The 14,694-nt window shown below is 67.0% G+C and carries 11 protein-coding genes; 1 reads left to right on the top strand and 10 read right to left on the bottom strand.

The window, feature by feature from the left end; all coding sequences use genetic code 11:
* On the top strand, nucleotides 1–197 hold a 197-nt coding region (locus L5G32_RS18390), incomplete at its 5' end, for a transposase (protein ID WP_372491725.1).
* Between the two features lie 366 nt (nucleotides 198–563).
* Here L5G32_RS18390 and L5G32_RS18385 read toward each other — a convergent pair.
* From L5G32_RS18385 to L5G32_RS18340, 10 genes are all read right to left on the bottom strand, one after another.
* On the bottom strand, nucleotides 564–3,422 hold the full coding sequence (locus L5G32_RS18385) for a hypothetical protein (RefSeq protein ID WP_237012528.1): 2,859 nt from the start codon (nucleotides 3,420–3,422) through the stop codon (nucleotides 564–566).
* On the bottom strand, nucleotides 3,419–5,191 hold the full coding sequence (locus tag L5G32_RS18380; RefSeq protein ID WP_237012527.1) for an HSP90 family protein: 1,773 nt from the start codon (nucleotides 5,189–5,191) through the stop codon (nucleotides 3,419–3,421). The genes L5G32_RS18385 and L5G32_RS18380 overlap by 4 nt, the downstream gene beginning before the upstream one ends.
* 55 nt (nucleotides 5,192–5,246) lie before the next feature.
* Nucleotides 5,247–6,194, bottom strand: a complete 948-nt coding sequence (locus L5G32_RS18375) for an ERCC4 domain-containing protein (protein WP_237012526.1) — start codon at nucleotides 6,192–6,194, stop codon at nucleotides 5,247–5,249.
* 106 nt (nucleotides 6,195–6,300) lie between these two features.
* Nucleotides 6,301–7,758: a Re/Si-specific NAD(P)(+) transhydrogenase subunit beta gene (gene pntB, locus L5G32_RS18370; protein ID WP_237012532.1), complete on the bottom strand. Its 1,458-nt coding sequence runs from the start codon at nucleotides 7,756–7,758 to the stop codon at nucleotides 6,301–6,303.
* A gap of 5 nt (nucleotides 7,759–7,763) precedes the next feature.
* Entirely contained in the window at nucleotides 7,764–9,296 is a 1,533-nt protein-coding gene (locus L5G32_RS18365; RefSeq protein WP_237012525.1) for a Re/Si-specific NAD(P)(+) transhydrogenase subunit alpha, read from the bottom strand.
* Nucleotides 9,297–9,562: 266 nt separating this feature from the next.
* Nucleotides 9,563–11,020 carry an FAD-binding protein gene (locus L5G32_RS18360; protein WP_237012524.1) on the bottom strand — a complete coding sequence of 486 codons (1,458 nt, stop codon included), beginning with the start codon at nucleotides 11,018–11,020 and terminating at the stop codon, nucleotides 9,563–9,565.
* 128 nt (nucleotides 11,021–11,148) lie between these two features.
* Complete coding sequence (locus L5G32_RS18355; protein WP_237012523.1) at nucleotides 11,149–11,994, bottom strand: hypothetical protein; 846 nt, start codon at nucleotides 11,992–11,994, stop codon at nucleotides 11,149–11,151.
* Complete coding sequence (locus L5G32_RS18350) at nucleotides 11,991–14,261, bottom strand: heavy metal translocating P-type ATPase (RefSeq protein WP_237012522.1); 2,271 nt, start codon at nucleotides 14,259–14,261, stop codon at nucleotides 11,991–11,993. Before L5G32_RS18350 ends, L5G32_RS18355 begins: the two co-directional genes overlap by 4 nt.
* Nucleotides 14,258–14,437 carry a hypothetical protein gene (locus L5G32_RS18345; RefSeq protein ID WP_237012521.1) on the bottom strand — a complete coding sequence of 60 codons (180 nt, stop codon included), beginning with the start codon at nucleotides 14,435–14,437 and terminating at the stop codon, nucleotides 14,258–14,260. The genes L5G32_RS18350 and L5G32_RS18345 overlap by 4 nt, the downstream gene beginning before the upstream one ends.
* The gene (locus tag L5G32_RS18340; protein WP_237012520.1) at nucleotides 14,434–14,640 is read right to left on the bottom strand and encodes a heavy-metal-associated domain-containing protein; all 207 of its coding nucleotides are present in this window, start codon (nucleotides 14,638–14,640) and stop codon (nucleotides 14,434–14,436) included. The genes L5G32_RS18345 and L5G32_RS18340 overlap by 4 nt, the downstream gene beginning before the upstream one ends.
* Nucleotides 14,641–14,694: the final 54 nt, after the last annotated feature.

Raw genomic sequence — 14,694 nt, 5'->3', positions numbered from 1 at the left:
GGCAACGCGGCACGAACGAGAACACCAACGGCCTGCTGCGCCAATACTTCCCCAAAGGCACCGACCTGAGCGTGCACGACAAAGACCGCCTCCGCGAGGTCGCCGACCGACTCAACCGCCGCCCCCGTCAAGTCCACGAATTCGCCACCCCAGCAGAAAAATTCAACGAACTACTATCAACAACCAACAGCAACTAACACAACCAGCGTTGCAACCACCACCTGAACCCACGTGATCGAGCGGAGTCGAGATCCGTTCCGCAGCACACGGTCTCGACTCCGCTCGACCAACATGTGGGCCAGACCCAGCGTCACCCCAGCCCCGCAGTAGGCAGTCTCGACTCCGCTCGACCAACGTGTGGGCCAGACCCAGCATCACTATCTGCACCCGCAGACCGAGCCTCCTCCACCGCCGATCGAGCGGAGTCGAGATCCCTTCCGCAGTAGGCAGTCTCGACTCCGCTCGACCCACGTGTGGGCCAGACCCAGCGTCACCATCCGCACCCGCAGACCGAGCCTCCACCCCCGCCGATCGAGCGGAGTCGAGATCCGTTACGCCGCCGATCAGTCCAGTTCGGCCAGGAGGCCGGTGAGCGCGGGGTGGTCCGGGGCGTGGCGTAGCGCTTCGGTGAGCAGATCGCGCGCGCGCTCTGGCTTCTCGTTCTCGATCGCGTGCATCGCGCTCAGGTGCAGGACGGGGATGAGGAGGCCGATCCAGTTCGCGGCGCGAGCCCGACCTGCCACGTCGCCCAGGAGCGACTCAGCGCGTTCGGGCTCGCGATCACGGATGATGTCGGCCCGCGCGAACTCTAGGCGGGCACGTTCGAAGTCGACGGGAGCCGACGTCGCGAGTTCCTCATACAGGTGCTCGCCTCGGCTGAGGTAATCGAACGAGCGGCCGCTCTCGCCCGCGAAGTGCGCGGTGAGCGCTGCCGTCCGCAGAGTGTCAGCGGCCTCGAAGCGGTCGCCCGCTTGGGTATACGAGTCGACGGCAGAGTCCAAGTCGTCGAGCGCCTCACCGAAACGCTTGACTTCGGAGTAATCGACCGCACGCGCGGTGTACAGCTGCCCCATCACCACCAATGGGGCCTGGCCTGTGTACGCGTCGATGACCCGCGTGAACGACCCGATCGCATCATCGGCGCGCCCTGCCGCCGACTGCGCCCTGGCCAACACCTGTGCACCGTGCATCTCCGAGCCGATGTCCCCGATCGCAGCCATCACTTCGACGGCTGGCTCCACGAGCTCGATGATCGCGAGCGGATCCTCGTCGCGTGCCAACATGACGTGTGCGAGGTCGAACCGCGACGAATCGGCAGCATGCTGATCGCCTTCGACAGTCCACACCGAAACCGCGCGCTCGGCGTCGTCACGGGCCGAGTCTGTGTCGCCTGCCTCGAGCAGCAGCGCCGTTCGCGCATTCAGCAGCTGGCCGAGTTGAGCGAATCTGGCGTTCGACTCCGCGTCCGCCAACAGTACGAGCGCTGCACCGACATCGGTGTGCGCTTGGGCTCCCGCCGCCAACTGCAAGGCATCGACGAGTTCACCGCGGAACGACATCGCCTGATCCGGATCGGACGACAACTCCACCGCTCGACGTGCGGCGACGAGCGCTGCGTCGATGTCTGCGGCCGGGTCGCCCGCGTTGAACCCTGCGGCCGGGTCGCCCGCGTTGAGCTCGTCGACGTCCAGTTCCCCAACCAGGTCGGCACGTAGATGGTGCAGGACTGCCCGCTGGGCTGCAGCGTCCGCGTCGATCGAGCCGACGGCAGCGGCCAACGCCTCGGGATCGGAGATCAGCGGGAGCTCACCGCGGTCCACGCGATCGAGGACGGCAAGGCCCGCGTCTACAGCTGCGACCGCGCGCTCCGCGTCGAACGGCGCCACGGCCATCGCGCGCAGTCGGGCGAAGTTGACTTGCGCACCCGCGCTCCACGACGGGTCTTCCCGTGGCCACTCGAGCAGGATCTCGGGCTCCGCGTCGCCGCCGTGGACTTGCAACAGTGCCGCCAGCAGGTCCGATTGCGCCGCCCACGACGGGTACGACTCTCTGGTCTCGTCGGCGATGCCCCGCAGTTCGACGACCGCCTGCTGTGGATCCTCACGGCGCCGGTCCCACGCGAGCATGTGTCGGGCGCGGGCCAGGCTCCGCCCCTCGAGCTCATCGATCCTGCCGCGCAACGCCTGTGCGCACTCTACGGACCGTCGCGGCGACACCGAGCTGAACGACGACAGTCCGCTGACCAGCTCCTCCGCCGACCGATCGACCACGGCTTTCACTCGGCCGCCCGCATTACGATGCGATCCGGCCGTCCGCAACGCGAGAGTCTCCTCGAACGTCGACGACACCGCTGTCGACGCATTCCGCACGTCGAATCGGCTGGCGGCCAGGCGAACCCGGTCGGCCAGCTCGTCCGCGAGCTGCGACGCCGAGACCAGGACGGGGGCACCGTCGTCGTCCCGTCGTGCGACGGCGGTGTCGGGGTCGGCAGCAGCTGCGGAGGCGAGCGTGGCCGACAATGCCGCAGCCAACTGCGCCTGCTCGTACGCGTTGCTGCATTCGTCGACGGCGTCGAGATGCTTCAGTGCCATCGGCAACGCTTCATCGAGCGCGTCGACGCGAATGAGTGCGGCGAGTGTGTCCGCGATGTGGTTGTAGAGACCGATCGGACTGTACGTGGCATCGATCGACGCGGCCGCGCGTACGACGTCGTCGCGGCGGCCGTCCCTGCCCCAGCCCTCGATGAGCGCGGCGTACGTCTCCGCCGGATAGAAGCCGCAGCGTTCACTCGGGTCACCGTCGAGATCTGGAGTCGACAGCTCCCTGGCCTGCTCGTAGCTGCCTGCCGCGTTGTAGACGGCGGCGAGCGTAGCCCGCGTGCCCGGTCCGCACGTTCCGGACGGGGGCGTGAAGTCGGTGCAGGAATCGAGGATCCGGAGTGCGCCTGCGCGATCGCCGCGGTGGACGGCGACCACCGCGTACACGGCGGCTTCGACGGCGGGTGCGTAGTAGGCGGTGCCGCGGACGCGGCGAGCCCAGTCTGCGACAAGTGCCTCCACCTGGTCGAGGGAGAGTTCAGGAACCCCGATGAGGGAGTCGAGCAGGTCGACGAAGGTCGTCTCGAACTGATCGACCTGCCAGTCCTGCACCTCGAGTTCGGCTGCGTGCGCGTCCATCGTCTGCAGCAACCAGGCGACGAGGGTCAACACGTCCGTGGTCCGCCCCGCCCAAAGTGCGGCGTACGCGCCTTCCACCCGGGTGAGGAACTTCAGGTCGAGGTCGTCGAGTTCGTCGGCCCTCGCCATCAGTGACGGGAACGGCCCGAAGTCCTCGTGGCCGAACCGGGGGTCGCCGTGTCGTGCCATCCACAGATCGTCGAGCAGTTCGGAGACGGCCTGATCCATCGGCTCTGTGCTGGTCATTCGGAACTCCCTTCGAGTCGGTCACGGGTTGCCAGGTCGGCGAGGAGGGTGATCGCCGAGTCGAGTTCGGACGCTGCCGCGACACGCACCGACCGGCGGGCACGCAGCATCGCCTGGCTGTAGACCACGCGCACGAGTGCACCCGCAACGACATCGTCCGCCAGGTCTGGCAGCCTCTTGATCAGTGGATTCGTCGCGTTCAACACCAGCGACGGCCGGGTTGGCGCCGCATCGCCGTCGTCGATCGCCGACAGCGCCGCGAGCCACGCATCCGGTTCGCCCGCAGTCTGGGACAGCATCGCCGAACGGTCCTGCGCGATCTGCGCCGTGTCGTCGGTCAGGAGCAGCGCCGACACTGACTCCGGCTCGAACGCACGGAGGGTAACCTCGCACTGGAACGGCGAGACTGCGCGACGCGCGATGCGCACTGCGTCGTCGAACTCTCCGCGTACTTCCGGCGACGGCATCGACAGCGCCGACAGCAGGAACTGCTGCCCGATCGGTTCGCACCGCATCGCCGGATCGGCGGCGACGATCGCCCTGATCGCAGCCGTCTCGAAGGCGTGGCCGGCGTTGACCAGCCCGATCCCGCGACCGGCGAGGACGTCGGCGAGCACCCGGTAGTCGTCGATCGTGCCCGCATACCGGATGGTGTCGAAGCGGGCACGGAACGTGGCGAGCGGCATCGGACCGACATTGGTCTCGAAGACGCAGTGCTTGTCGACGAAGCCGAGGAGTTCTGGTCGGTGCGCGGCGAGCGCCTTCACGCCTTGCTCGTGGACGGAGAGGAATCGTTCGCGGAGCGCCGGCCGAGTCCCGAGCCCGGTGAGCCACGCCTGGACCTGATCGCCCAAGGATGCTGCGACGGCGTCGAACAGGTCGTCGCGGACGAGCCCTTCGCGCGAGGCCGTCGGTTTGAGCCCGGTCGCGTCAACGACGATGCGCACGAAGTACGCCCATTCGGGAACCAGGCCGGGGACGTCCCCGACGAGCAGTCCTTTGACATACGCACGGTGCACGGCGCGGGCGACGAGATCGCCGCCGCTCGGCTGCACGAAAGCGACACCGTGCAGTCCCGCTTCCGGGACGTTCACGTCGAACATCTCCAACGGGGTGAACCCGAACTCGTCCTGGCAGAAGGCGACGCGGGCCGCGTCCCGTCCGCCCGAGGCCTCGCCGAACAGTCCGACGCCGAGGTTGACGCGTTCGCCGTTCACGAGGATCGGCGTTGCGTGCATCGCCGTGTAGTCGGCGGCCAGCGCGCGGACACGATCGGGCGCGAGCCACATCTTCGTGTCGCCGCGCCCTTCGATGCGCACGGTGGTCCCGGTCTCTGTGCGGTCGCCCGCCCGCATCTCGACGTGGCCGTCCGACGACCCCTCCCACACGACTGGCTCGGACTCTGGGGCGCGCGAGGACACCTCGATCCGGCCGCCGACGAGGAATCCGCTGAGCATGCCGACCCCGAACTGGCCGATCTGCGTGCTGGAGCCGAACCCGAACTGGTCCCGTTTGGAGCTCGCACCGATGGTGCCGAGAAGCTCGGCGATGGTGTCCGTGCTCATCCCGGTGCCGTGGTCGACGAGTTCGAATGTGCTTCCGTCCGCGGTGATCTCGATCGGCTCGTCGGGACGTCCTGCCGCACTCTGCGCGTCGATCGCGTTCTGCAGCAGTTCCCGCACGTAGACCCCGGGGCCGGTGTACAGATTGGTGCCGAGGACCTCGATCAGAGCGCGCAGGTCGACGTCGAACATCGGGGCGTCATCCATGGGTTCGATGGTACGGACGGGCCCTCACCATGGTTCATTCACGTGACGGATGCGCTCACCCGTTGCGTGCATCCCACGCTTCCCGCACGGCTTTCGGGATCCGCCCTTTGACCGGCACATCCAGTCCGCTCGCGACCGCCCATTCGCGAATCTGTTTCGGCGACGCCGCCGGACCGGACGGAAGGGTGTCGACGACGGCATCGGTCGCTGCGCGCTGCCGGTGCTCGTGCAGTGCCGCGCCCAGCCATCGGTAGCTCCACTCCTGTGCGAGCTGTCGATTGTCACAGAACACGATCGGCACCGAGGGGAAGCGAATCTGTGCTTCGGCGACTGCTTCGGCCACGGACGCCCCTCGCGCATGCTCTTGCTTGAACACCGCACTGTACGGCGCTTCGACGACGACCGCCGCACGGAACTCCGATGCCATCCCCGCGAGCGCATAGTTCAGCTTGCCGTTCATCAGGCTGCTCGTGAGGTCGGCGACGGACTTCCGCTCGATGACGGCGATCAACACTTCGTCGTCGAAGACCGCGTAGTCGCCGACTGGAAGTCGCCGCTTATCGATGCTCGCCTGCTGGTGGCTGAACTTCCACGCATACTTCTCGCCGGAGTCGACGACGATGTCGAGCTCCTCGCCGTGCGCGCGGGCGGTCGGCAGCGCGATGTTCGGACGCGCCTGCTTGGACGTCTGGCGCGACTGCCAGAAGATCATCTCCCGACCACGCGCCCGAGTGACGACGAACTGCGACCGACCTCGTCTAACCCGCTCGAGGACGAGGTCGATGGCCGCACCTCGTTTGCTCACCGACCGGACGGGCAGCGCTTCGACGATGTCGGGGTCGTCCGGCCATCCGTCGGCGCGATGACAGTACAGCTTGGTCGCGCCCGGCCACGTGTCCTTGGTCTTGAGCACCACACCGCGCGGTCCGAGGGGAATGCGGACCAGGTACGGCAGTGCCGAACCCTCTTCGGGGTTCCGGGCGATGAGGAAATCGTCGGGCATCGGTGTTCAGGCTATCGGGTCGTCCTACTCTGTCGACCGTCGGACGACAACGACCCCCTGCCTCTGACGAGGCAAGGGGCCGTTGAGTCGTGCTCAGCGCGAAGGCTTACAGCGTGGAGATGATGGCTTCCACGCGGTCCTTGGCGTCACCGAACAGCATCTGCGTGTTGTCGCGGAAGAACAACGGGTTCTGGACGCCCGCGTAGCCAGCGGCCATCGAACGCTTGAACACGATGACGTCCTTGGCGTTCCACACTTCGAGGACGGGCATGCCCGCGATCGGCGAACTCGGATCCTCGGCGGCTGCCGGGTTGACTGTGTCGTTGGCTCCGATGACCAGGACGACGTCGGTCTCTGGGAAGTCGTCGTTGATCTCGTCCATTTCCAGAACGATGTCGTACGGCACCTTCGCCTCGGCGAGCAGCACGTTCATGTGGCCGGGGAGACGACCCGCGACGGGGTGGATGCCGAAGCGGACGTCGACGCCCTTGGCCCGCAGCTTGGCGGTCATGTCGGCGACGGGGTACTGCGCCTGCGCGACAGCCATTCCGTAGCCGGGGGTGATGACGACCGACTTCGCGTTCGCCAGCAGTTCCGCGGCCGCGTCGGCCTGGATCTCCCGGTGTTCGCCGTAGTCGGTGTCGTCCGCAGGCCCGGCGGCAATACCGAAGCCACCTGCGATGACGGAGACGAACGAGCGGTTCATCGCCTTGCACATGATGTAGCTCAGGTATGCACCGGACGAGCCGACGAGAGCACCGGTCACGATCAGCAGATCGTTGTTGAGCAGGAAGCCCGACGCGGCAGCAGCCCAACCGGAGTACGAGTTCAGCATCGACACGACGACCGGCATGTCGCCGCCGCCGATGGACGCAACCAGGTGCAGGCCCAGCAGCAGTGCGACCACGGTGATGACCGCGAGCAGGATGTAGCCGGTGGTATCGCTGTGGGCATCACGTGCGACGTAGATGCCAGTCAGGACAGCGAAGACGACGATCGACCCGACGTTGATGAAGTTCTTGCCGGGCAGCATGAGCGGCGCCGACTTCATCTTGGCCGACAGCTTCAGGTTCGCGATGATCGAACCGGTGAACGTGACCGCACCGATGAAGATGCCGATCGCGACCTCGGCCGCGTGAATGCCGATGATCGCACCCTGATCGTCCTGGGCGACCTCGCCAAGGTGAGCACCCTGGATCGCGCCGTTCCAGCCGATGAGGACAGCGGCGAGACCGACGAACGAGTGCAGCAACGCGATGAGCTCGGGCATGCCGGTCATCTCGACGATCTTGGCGCGCCACAGACCGATGAGACCACCGACGACGACGGCCGCGATGAGCAGACCGATCGGCAGCCACTTGTTGAACGACGCGCCCGCGAAGTCGAGATCGTTCAGGTCACTGACCGCAAGGGCGATCGTCGCCGCCAGCGCGATGACCATGCCGACCATGCCGTAGGTCAGACCGCTCTTGGCCGACTCGTGCTTCGACAGTCCTGCGAGCGACAGGATGAACAGCAGCGATGCGACGATGTACGCCGCGATGGAGATGGAGTTGATGTCCATGACTGTCATGCCCCCTTACTGAACATGCTGAGCATGCGACGGGTGACCGCGAAGCCACCGAAGATGTTGATGGAGGCGAGCAGGATCGCGATCGTCGACAGCACCAGGATCGTGGTGTTGCCCGTGGCGATCTGCAGCAGCGCGCCGACGACCACGACACCCGAGATGGCGTTGGTGACCGACATCAGCGGCGTGTGCAATGCGTGCGCCACCTTGCCGATGACGTAGTAGCCGATCACGATCGCCAGCATGAGCACCGTGAAGTGCTGCGGGATCGGGTCCGGCGCGAATGCGTTGACCAGGAAGAACAGCACAGCCCCGAACAGGACCAAACCGATCTTCGCACCGGCCGACATCGGCTCCTTCGGTTCTTCTTCCGGAGCCTTCTCGGCAGCTGCGGCTTTCGGAGCCGCGGACACCTGCACGGGCGGCGGCGGCCACATGCCTTCGCCGTCGCGCGTGACGGTGATGCCGCGCTGGACGATGTCGTCCATGTCGAGCGTGAGCTCGCCGTCCTTCTCAGGCGTGATGAGCTTGAGAAGGTTGACGATGTTGGTGCCGTACAGCTGCGAGGTCTGAGCGGCCAGCCGGCCGGCAAGGTCGGTGTAGCCGAGGATCGTGACACCGCTGTCGGTGACGACCTTCTGGTCGGCGACCGCACCTGCGGCGTTGCCGCCACTGGACGCAGCCATGTCGACGATCACCGAACCGTGGTTCATCGCCGCGACCGTCTCGGCGCTGATCAGCTTCGGAGCCGGACGCCCCGGGATCTGCGCGGTGGTGATGACGATGTCGGCCAGTCGGGCCTCCTCGTCGTACATCGACGCGGTGGCCGCCTCCTGCTCGGCGGTCATCTCCTTGGCGTAGCCGTCCTCGGACTTCTCCGCCTCGAAGTCGACCTTGACGAACTCGGCGCCCATCGACTCGACCTGCTCGGCCACTTCGGGACGCACGTCGAACGCGCGCACCACGGCGCCCATGGCCGACGCCGCACCGATCGCGGCAAGGCCTGCGACACCGGCGCCGACGACGAACACACGAGCAGGCGGGATCTTGCCCGCAGCCGTCACCTGACCGGTGAACATGCGGCCGAACTCGTGCGCCGCTTCGACGACGGCGCGGTAGCCCGCGACGTTCGCCATCGACGACAGCACGTCCATCGACTGCGCACGCGAGATACGCGGAACCGCGTCCATCGCGAGTGCGGTGACGCCCGCGTTCGTGAGCTTCTCGACCAGTTCCGGGTTGCGCCCCGGAGCCATCATCGAGATCAACACCGCGCCGCGGCGCATCCGTGCGATCTCGTCGTCGGACGGGGCGTTGACCTTGACGACCACGTCGGCCGCCCATACGTCGTCGGCCGATCCGACTCGGCTGCCCGCGTCGGCGAACACCTCGTCCGGCTGCTCTGCGAGCACACCGGCACCGGATTCGACGACGATCTCGTAGCCGAGCTGCTGCAGTTGACCCACCGTCTTCGCGGTGGCCGCAACGAGCGTCTCGCCTGCCTTTGTCTCCCTGGGGATGCCGATCAGCATGTCACTGCCTCTCCCACACTCATATTCCTGTTCTCACTTCATCTGGTATCGCGCCGAGTCGGACTCGATGCAGCGCCAGGTGAGACGGATAGCAGAAAAGAGGCCGCCCGGTCAGGGGCGGTCTGCATCCATCGGCCAGTGCTACGTCGAACTCGCTCGATGCGCGCGGGTGACACTCGGCCGATCCCGCTTATGAAAAACGTGCGACGAACTTAGCATGATGGGCGAAACCCACATGCCGCTGTAATTTGCGTCACAGGCGCTGCTCAGGTGTGTGTTGCAGCCGATGCGCCGGCACGCCGCCCGAAGTACGACCCCTCACCGAGCTGAGTGCCCGATGCGTAGCCCTTCCCGTCCTGCGCGAGGTTCGCGGCGCAGGCTCCAGCGGCGTACAGGCCCGGGATTACCGAACCGCTCTCGTTCAGGACCGCGCCGTCGACGGTCGTCGCCATGCCGCCGATGGTGAAACCGGCGTACAGCGCCTTGCCGAGGCTCATGTCGAAGGCCGCCCAGGGCCCGCGATCCTGCGGTGCGAGGAACTCCGGGCTCTTGTGGAAATCGGGGTCCTCGCCCTTGGCAGCATATGCGTTGTAACGGTCGAGAGTCGAAACGAGAGCTTCGCGGTCCAGGCCGAGACCGTCGGCCATCTCCTCGACGGTCTCCCATCCGTCGATGAACGGCGCGAGCGGGAACTCCGGGCGCTCCATATGCGATTCGTCGACGATCAGGAATGCCGCGCGATCGGTCTGGTCCATCACGAATCCGGAGGTCCGCGAGTGGTAGGAGTCTTCAGCAACGAACCGCTTGCCCTCCTTGTTGACGACGAGGCCGGTCAACAGGATCGACGGCGGGTAGACGGGTGCGGTGATGAACGCCTGGTCCATGTGCTTGAGCTCGGCTCCGACGGAGACGCCCATCCGGATGCCGAGCCCGTCGTCGTAAGTGCTGCCGAGGGTGAACGGCTTCTCCGCGAGCTGCGGTACGTGCGCGGCCACCATGTCGGGGTTCATCACGAACCCGCCCGCCGCGATGATCACGGCCTTGGCCCGGATGAATCCGACGTTCGGCCCGTCTTTGTACTGGACGCCGACTACAGCGCCCGCGTCGTCGACGACGAGTCGGCGACCGCCGACCTCATAACGGATCGGCACCCTCATCTCGTCGAGTCGTTTGACGAGGAGTTCGATCACCATTCCGGCGCCGCCGGTATCGCCCTCGACGGGCACCTTGTGTCCGCGCGGTGCGGGCACCGCCTTCTCGTGGAACGGCCACACCTTCTCGTTGCCCGTGAACATCAGGCCCTGAGTCTGCGGCTGGATGACCGCTTTCTCCGGGTAGTAGCTCCGCTCGAATTCGAAGCCGAGGTTCTCGAGCCAGTCGAAGTGGTCGACGCTGTCGTCGCAGTAGGCGCGGATCTTGTCGGGCTCCGGGTCACGGGACACGGCGGTGATGTACTTGGCCATCTCGTCGGCACTGTCTTCGTGCCCGGTCGCCTTCTGCACCGCGGTGCCGCCACCGAGGTAGAAGTGCCCGCCCGCCATGCAGGTGGTGCCGCCCGCTGCGGCCGACCGTTCCAAGACGAGGACGTTCGCACCGGCCGCCGACGCCTCGACCGCTGCGCAGCATCCACCGATTCCTGCACCGAGGACGACGACGTCGACGTCGTCATTCCACTCGGTGACTTCGGTCGCGTTGATTACTTCGGGAATGTCCAGACCACTCATGGGTCCCACCCTAGACGACTGTCTAGAACAAGTTCTAGTTTTCTTTTCCCGTCAGTCCGATCGCGCGAGTGGTACCGCTCAGGCCGTACGAGCGTCTATATCTCGGCCTAGCTTCTGCGCGGTACCACTCACGCGAGGCTGGCGAGGCGCGTCCGAAGGTCCGCCGCCTCGTCGCGAATCTTCGCACGTTCGGTCACGGTGAATCGGCGGACCTGCTGCGCGAGGACCGCGTCCGCGCCTCCGCGGGTGATACCGAGGAGGTCGGCGACGACCGTCCGTGCATCGTCGGCTGTCTCCGACGCTTCCACCGCAGCGAGGACCTCGGCGCGCCGATCGAGTCCGGTCTCGACTGCGGACAGGATCTCCAACCGTTCGGCGAGCACGGCGCGCGTCTGCTCCGGGTCGGGCCGCGGTATCGGATCGCTCCCCGTGCTCCACACGAACAGCTCGTCGTCGAGAGTGTCCGACGAGAGCCCGGCGACGGCGACGGACGCCTCACGCGCCGAGGCAAGCCCGACGACCACCCCGGTCTGCGCGTCGATCACCACGGTGAGCTGCGCGTCGGGTTCCGCGCCGGGCCGTCCCAGCCCGACCGTCCACGACGCTCGACCGTCCAGAGTGGTCTCGACCGGGTCGGTCAGGGCTCCGACCTCCCGGCTCATCTTGTGCAGCATGCCGTCGGGCCCGATGAGATCGGTGGGCCCGAATCCGTTCGTCACCCAGACCATGCCGAAGCGGCGACCTTTGACGGCCGCGACCATCCGGCCGTCGCGCCCGCGGTAGTACGCCGTCTCACCGTCGCTGAGGTACTGCACCTCGCCGTCGCGTTCGATCCGCCACCGTCCGCCGCTCGCGTGCCAGAAGTCGAGGACGTCGACGCCGTCCGGCGAGGTGGAGGTGAGTCTCCCCGAGAACGGGATCATGGCGGCGGCCACATTACGGCCTGCCAGTTCGGGCCAGGACGGAGTGCTCATGCGGTCAGACTACGACGCGACGAGAACCCGCGGAGGCGAAGGCTGTTCGCGACGACGAACACCGAGGACAACGCCATCGCCAGTCCAGCCATCATCGGGTTGAGCAATGCCGCGGCAGCGAGCGGAATAGCCGCGACGTTGTAGGCGAACGCCCAGAACAGGTTGCCCTTGATGGTTGCGAGGGTCTTGCGCGCCAACGCGATCGCGTCGACGACGGCCCACAGGTCTCCACTGACCAGCGTCAGGTCACTGGCTTCGATCGCGACATCGGTGCCGGTACCCATCGCCAAGCCGAGGTCCGCCGAGGCCAACGCCGCGGCGTCATTGACGCCGTCGCCGACCATCGCGACCACCCGGCCGTCGGACTGAAGTCGAGCGACCGCGTCGACCTTTCCTTCCGGTCGCACGTTCGCGATCACGGAGTCGGCATCGATCCCGACCTGCGCGGCCACATGCCGGGCCGCCCCCTCGTTGTCGCCGGTCAGCAGGACCGGTCGCAGCCCCATCCGCTTGAGTTCGGCGATCGCGGCCGCCGACGTCGCCTTCACCGTGTCGGCGACGACGATCACTCCGGCGACTCCGTCGGGACCGCTCACGACGACGGGTGTCCCGCCCTGGGCCGACGCGTCGTCGATTGCGGCCTGCAGGCGCGCGCTCACCGCACCGCGGACGTCGCGCGGCCCCGTCACCGACACCTCACACCCGTCGATCACCGCCGTGACGCCGGCTCCGGCGAGGTTCGCGAACTCGGTGGCCTCAGGCAGATCGAGCCCGTCAACCCCAACTCCCGCAGCTCGCCGCACGACGGCCCGTCCGATCGGATGCTCGGACCCCGACTCGACGGCGGCCGCCCACGCGAGCACGTCGTCGACGTCGACGCCGTCGGCCGCGATCACGTCGGTGACAGCCATCTCGCCGGTCGTGACGGTGCCCGTCTTGTCGAGGACCACGGTGTCGACTCGGCGGGTCGACTCGAGCACCTCGGGCCCCTTCAACAGAATGCCGAGCTGCGCACCACGTCCCGTGCCGACCATGAGGGCGGTCGGCGTGGCCAGCCCGAGTGCGCAGGGGCACGCGATCACCAGGACCGAGACGGCGGCGGTGAAGGCCAGCGCGGCTCCTCCGCCCACGCCGAACCAGAAGCCGAGGACGGCTGCCGCGAGCGCGATGACGGTCGGAACGAAGTACGCCGACACCCGATCGGCCAGTCGTTGGACCTGGGCCTTGCCTGCTTGCGCGTCGGCGACCATCTTCGCCATGTGGGCGAGTGCCGTGTCCGATCCGACGGCGGTGGCATCCACTTCCAGTCGGCCGTGCGCGTTGACGGTTCCGCCGACCACGGCGTCGCCGACCGCGACCTCGACCGGGACCGACTCTCCGGTCAGCATCGACTGATCGACCGCGGATGCACCGGAGACCACGACCCCGTCAGTCGCGATCTTCTCTCCCGGTCGGACGACGAAGCGCATGCCGGCCTGCAACTGGTCGATCGGGACCAACTGTTCGCGGCCGTCGTGGACCACAGTCACTTCCTTCGCTCCGACTTCGGCCAACGCTCGCAGAGCGTCGCCCGCACGAAGCTTGGACCGCTTCTCGAAGTACCGGCCGGCAAGAAGGAACGTCGTGACGCCTGCGGCGGCCTCCAAGTAGATGTTCGACGCTCCGTCGCCCCGCGACGCGATCAAGTCGAATCCGTGGCGCATGCCGGGCACGCCTGCGTCGCCCCAGAACAGGGCGTACAGGGACCATCCGAAGGCAGCGATCGTGCCGACCGAGATCAGCGTGTCCATCGTGGTGGTGCCGTGACGGAGACCCGCGAACGCCGCCCGATGGAACGGCAGCGCGCCCCAGACGATGACGGGCGCCGCCAAGGTCAACGACAGCCACTGCCAGTTGGTGAACTGCCACGCCGGAACCATCGCCAATACGATCACCGGGACGGTCAGGATCGCCGACACGATGAGCCGCTGACGCAGGGCGGCGACCTCGAGTTCGGCACGAGTCGGCGCGGATTCGCCGCTCGCATCCGGCTGCACAGGCAGCACACGCGTCGCGTCGTACCCGGCGGCACGGACGGTCTCGATCAGATCGTCCGGCGTCACCGACTCGTCATGTGCGACGTGTGCCTGCTCGGTCGCGTAGTTGACGGTGGCGCTCACCCCGTCGAGCTTGTTGAGTTTGCGTTCGATTCGGTTGGCGCACGACGCGCACGTCATGCCGATCAGTTCCAGATCGACTTCGTGGCCCGTGTCGACGGTCTGTGTCATGACGACGTCTCCTCGTGATGCGCCGCACCGTGATTCACCGTCGGCGCGTGATCAGGTGTGGAGTCGGTGTCCCACGGGCCGACAGCGCGTCCGATCCCGAACGCGAGACCGAATGCCGCCGCGAGCCCGACGACGAACGCGGCGATCCGCACGCCGGGACGCGACAGCGCGTTCATCGGACTGTGTATCCGGCCTCGGTCACCGCGGCGCCGACGGCTGACGGATCGAGGGCGGCATCGCTCGTGATGTCGACACGGCCGGACTCGACATCGACGGCGACGTCGGTCACACCGGCGATCTCGCTGATCTCCTCGCGCACCGACGCGGCGCAGTGCCCGCAGGTCATTCCGTCGACGGCGATGGTGGTGGTCTCACTCATGGGGTACTCCTCGTGTTTTTGGGTCTCGACTCCGCTCGACCAGCGGAGCTGTCT

The organism is Gordonia zhenghanii, from assembly GCF_021738965.1.
Taxonomy (GTDB): domain Bacteria; phylum Actinomycetota; class Actinomycetes; order Mycobacteriales; family Mycobacteriaceae; genus Gordonia; species Gordonia zhenghanii.
This window is presented reverse-complemented; position numbering and strand designations above follow the sequence as displayed.

Bases quoted from the DNA above. Each gene is read 5' to 3' on its own strand.
- L5G32_RS18360 (WP_237012524.1), bottom strand. From the start codon at position 11,020: ATGAGTGGTCTGGACATTCCCGAAGTAATCAACGCGACCGAAGTCACC.
- L5G32_RS18345 (WP_237012521.1), bottom strand. From the start codon at position 14,437: ATGAACGCGCTGTCGCGTCCCGGCGTGCGGATCGCCGCGTTCGTCGTC.
- L5G32_RS18385 (WP_237012528.1), bottom strand. From the start codon at position 3,422: ATGACCAGCACAGAGCCGATGGATCAGGCCGTCTCCGAACTGCTCGAC.
- L5G32_RS18380 (WP_237012527.1), bottom strand. From the start codon at position 5,191: ATGGATGACGCCCCGATGTTCGACGTCGACCTGCGCGCTCTGATCGAG.
- L5G32_RS18340 (WP_237012520.1), bottom strand. From the start codon at position 14,640: ATGAGTGAGACCACCACCATCGCCGTCGACGGAATGACCTGCGGGCAC.
- L5G32_RS18375 (WP_237012526.1), bottom strand. From the start codon at position 6,194: ATGCCCGACGATTTCCTCATCGCCCGGAACCCCGAAGAGGGTTCGGCA.
- L5G32_RS18365 (WP_237012525.1), bottom strand. From the start codon at position 9,296: ATGCTGATCGGCATCCCCAGGGAGACAAAGGCAGGCGAGACGCTCGTT.
- pntB (WP_237012532.1), bottom strand. From the start codon at position 7,758: ATGGACATCAACTCCATCTCCATCGCGGCGTACATCGTCGCATCGCTG.
- L5G32_RS18355 (WP_237012523.1), bottom strand. From the start codon at position 11,994: ATGAGCACTCCGTCCTGGCCCGAACTGGCAGGCCGTAATGTGGCCGCC.
- L5G32_RS18350 (WP_237012522.1), bottom strand. From the start codon at position 14,261: ATGACACAGACCGTCGACACGGGCCACGAAGTCGATCTGGAACTGATC.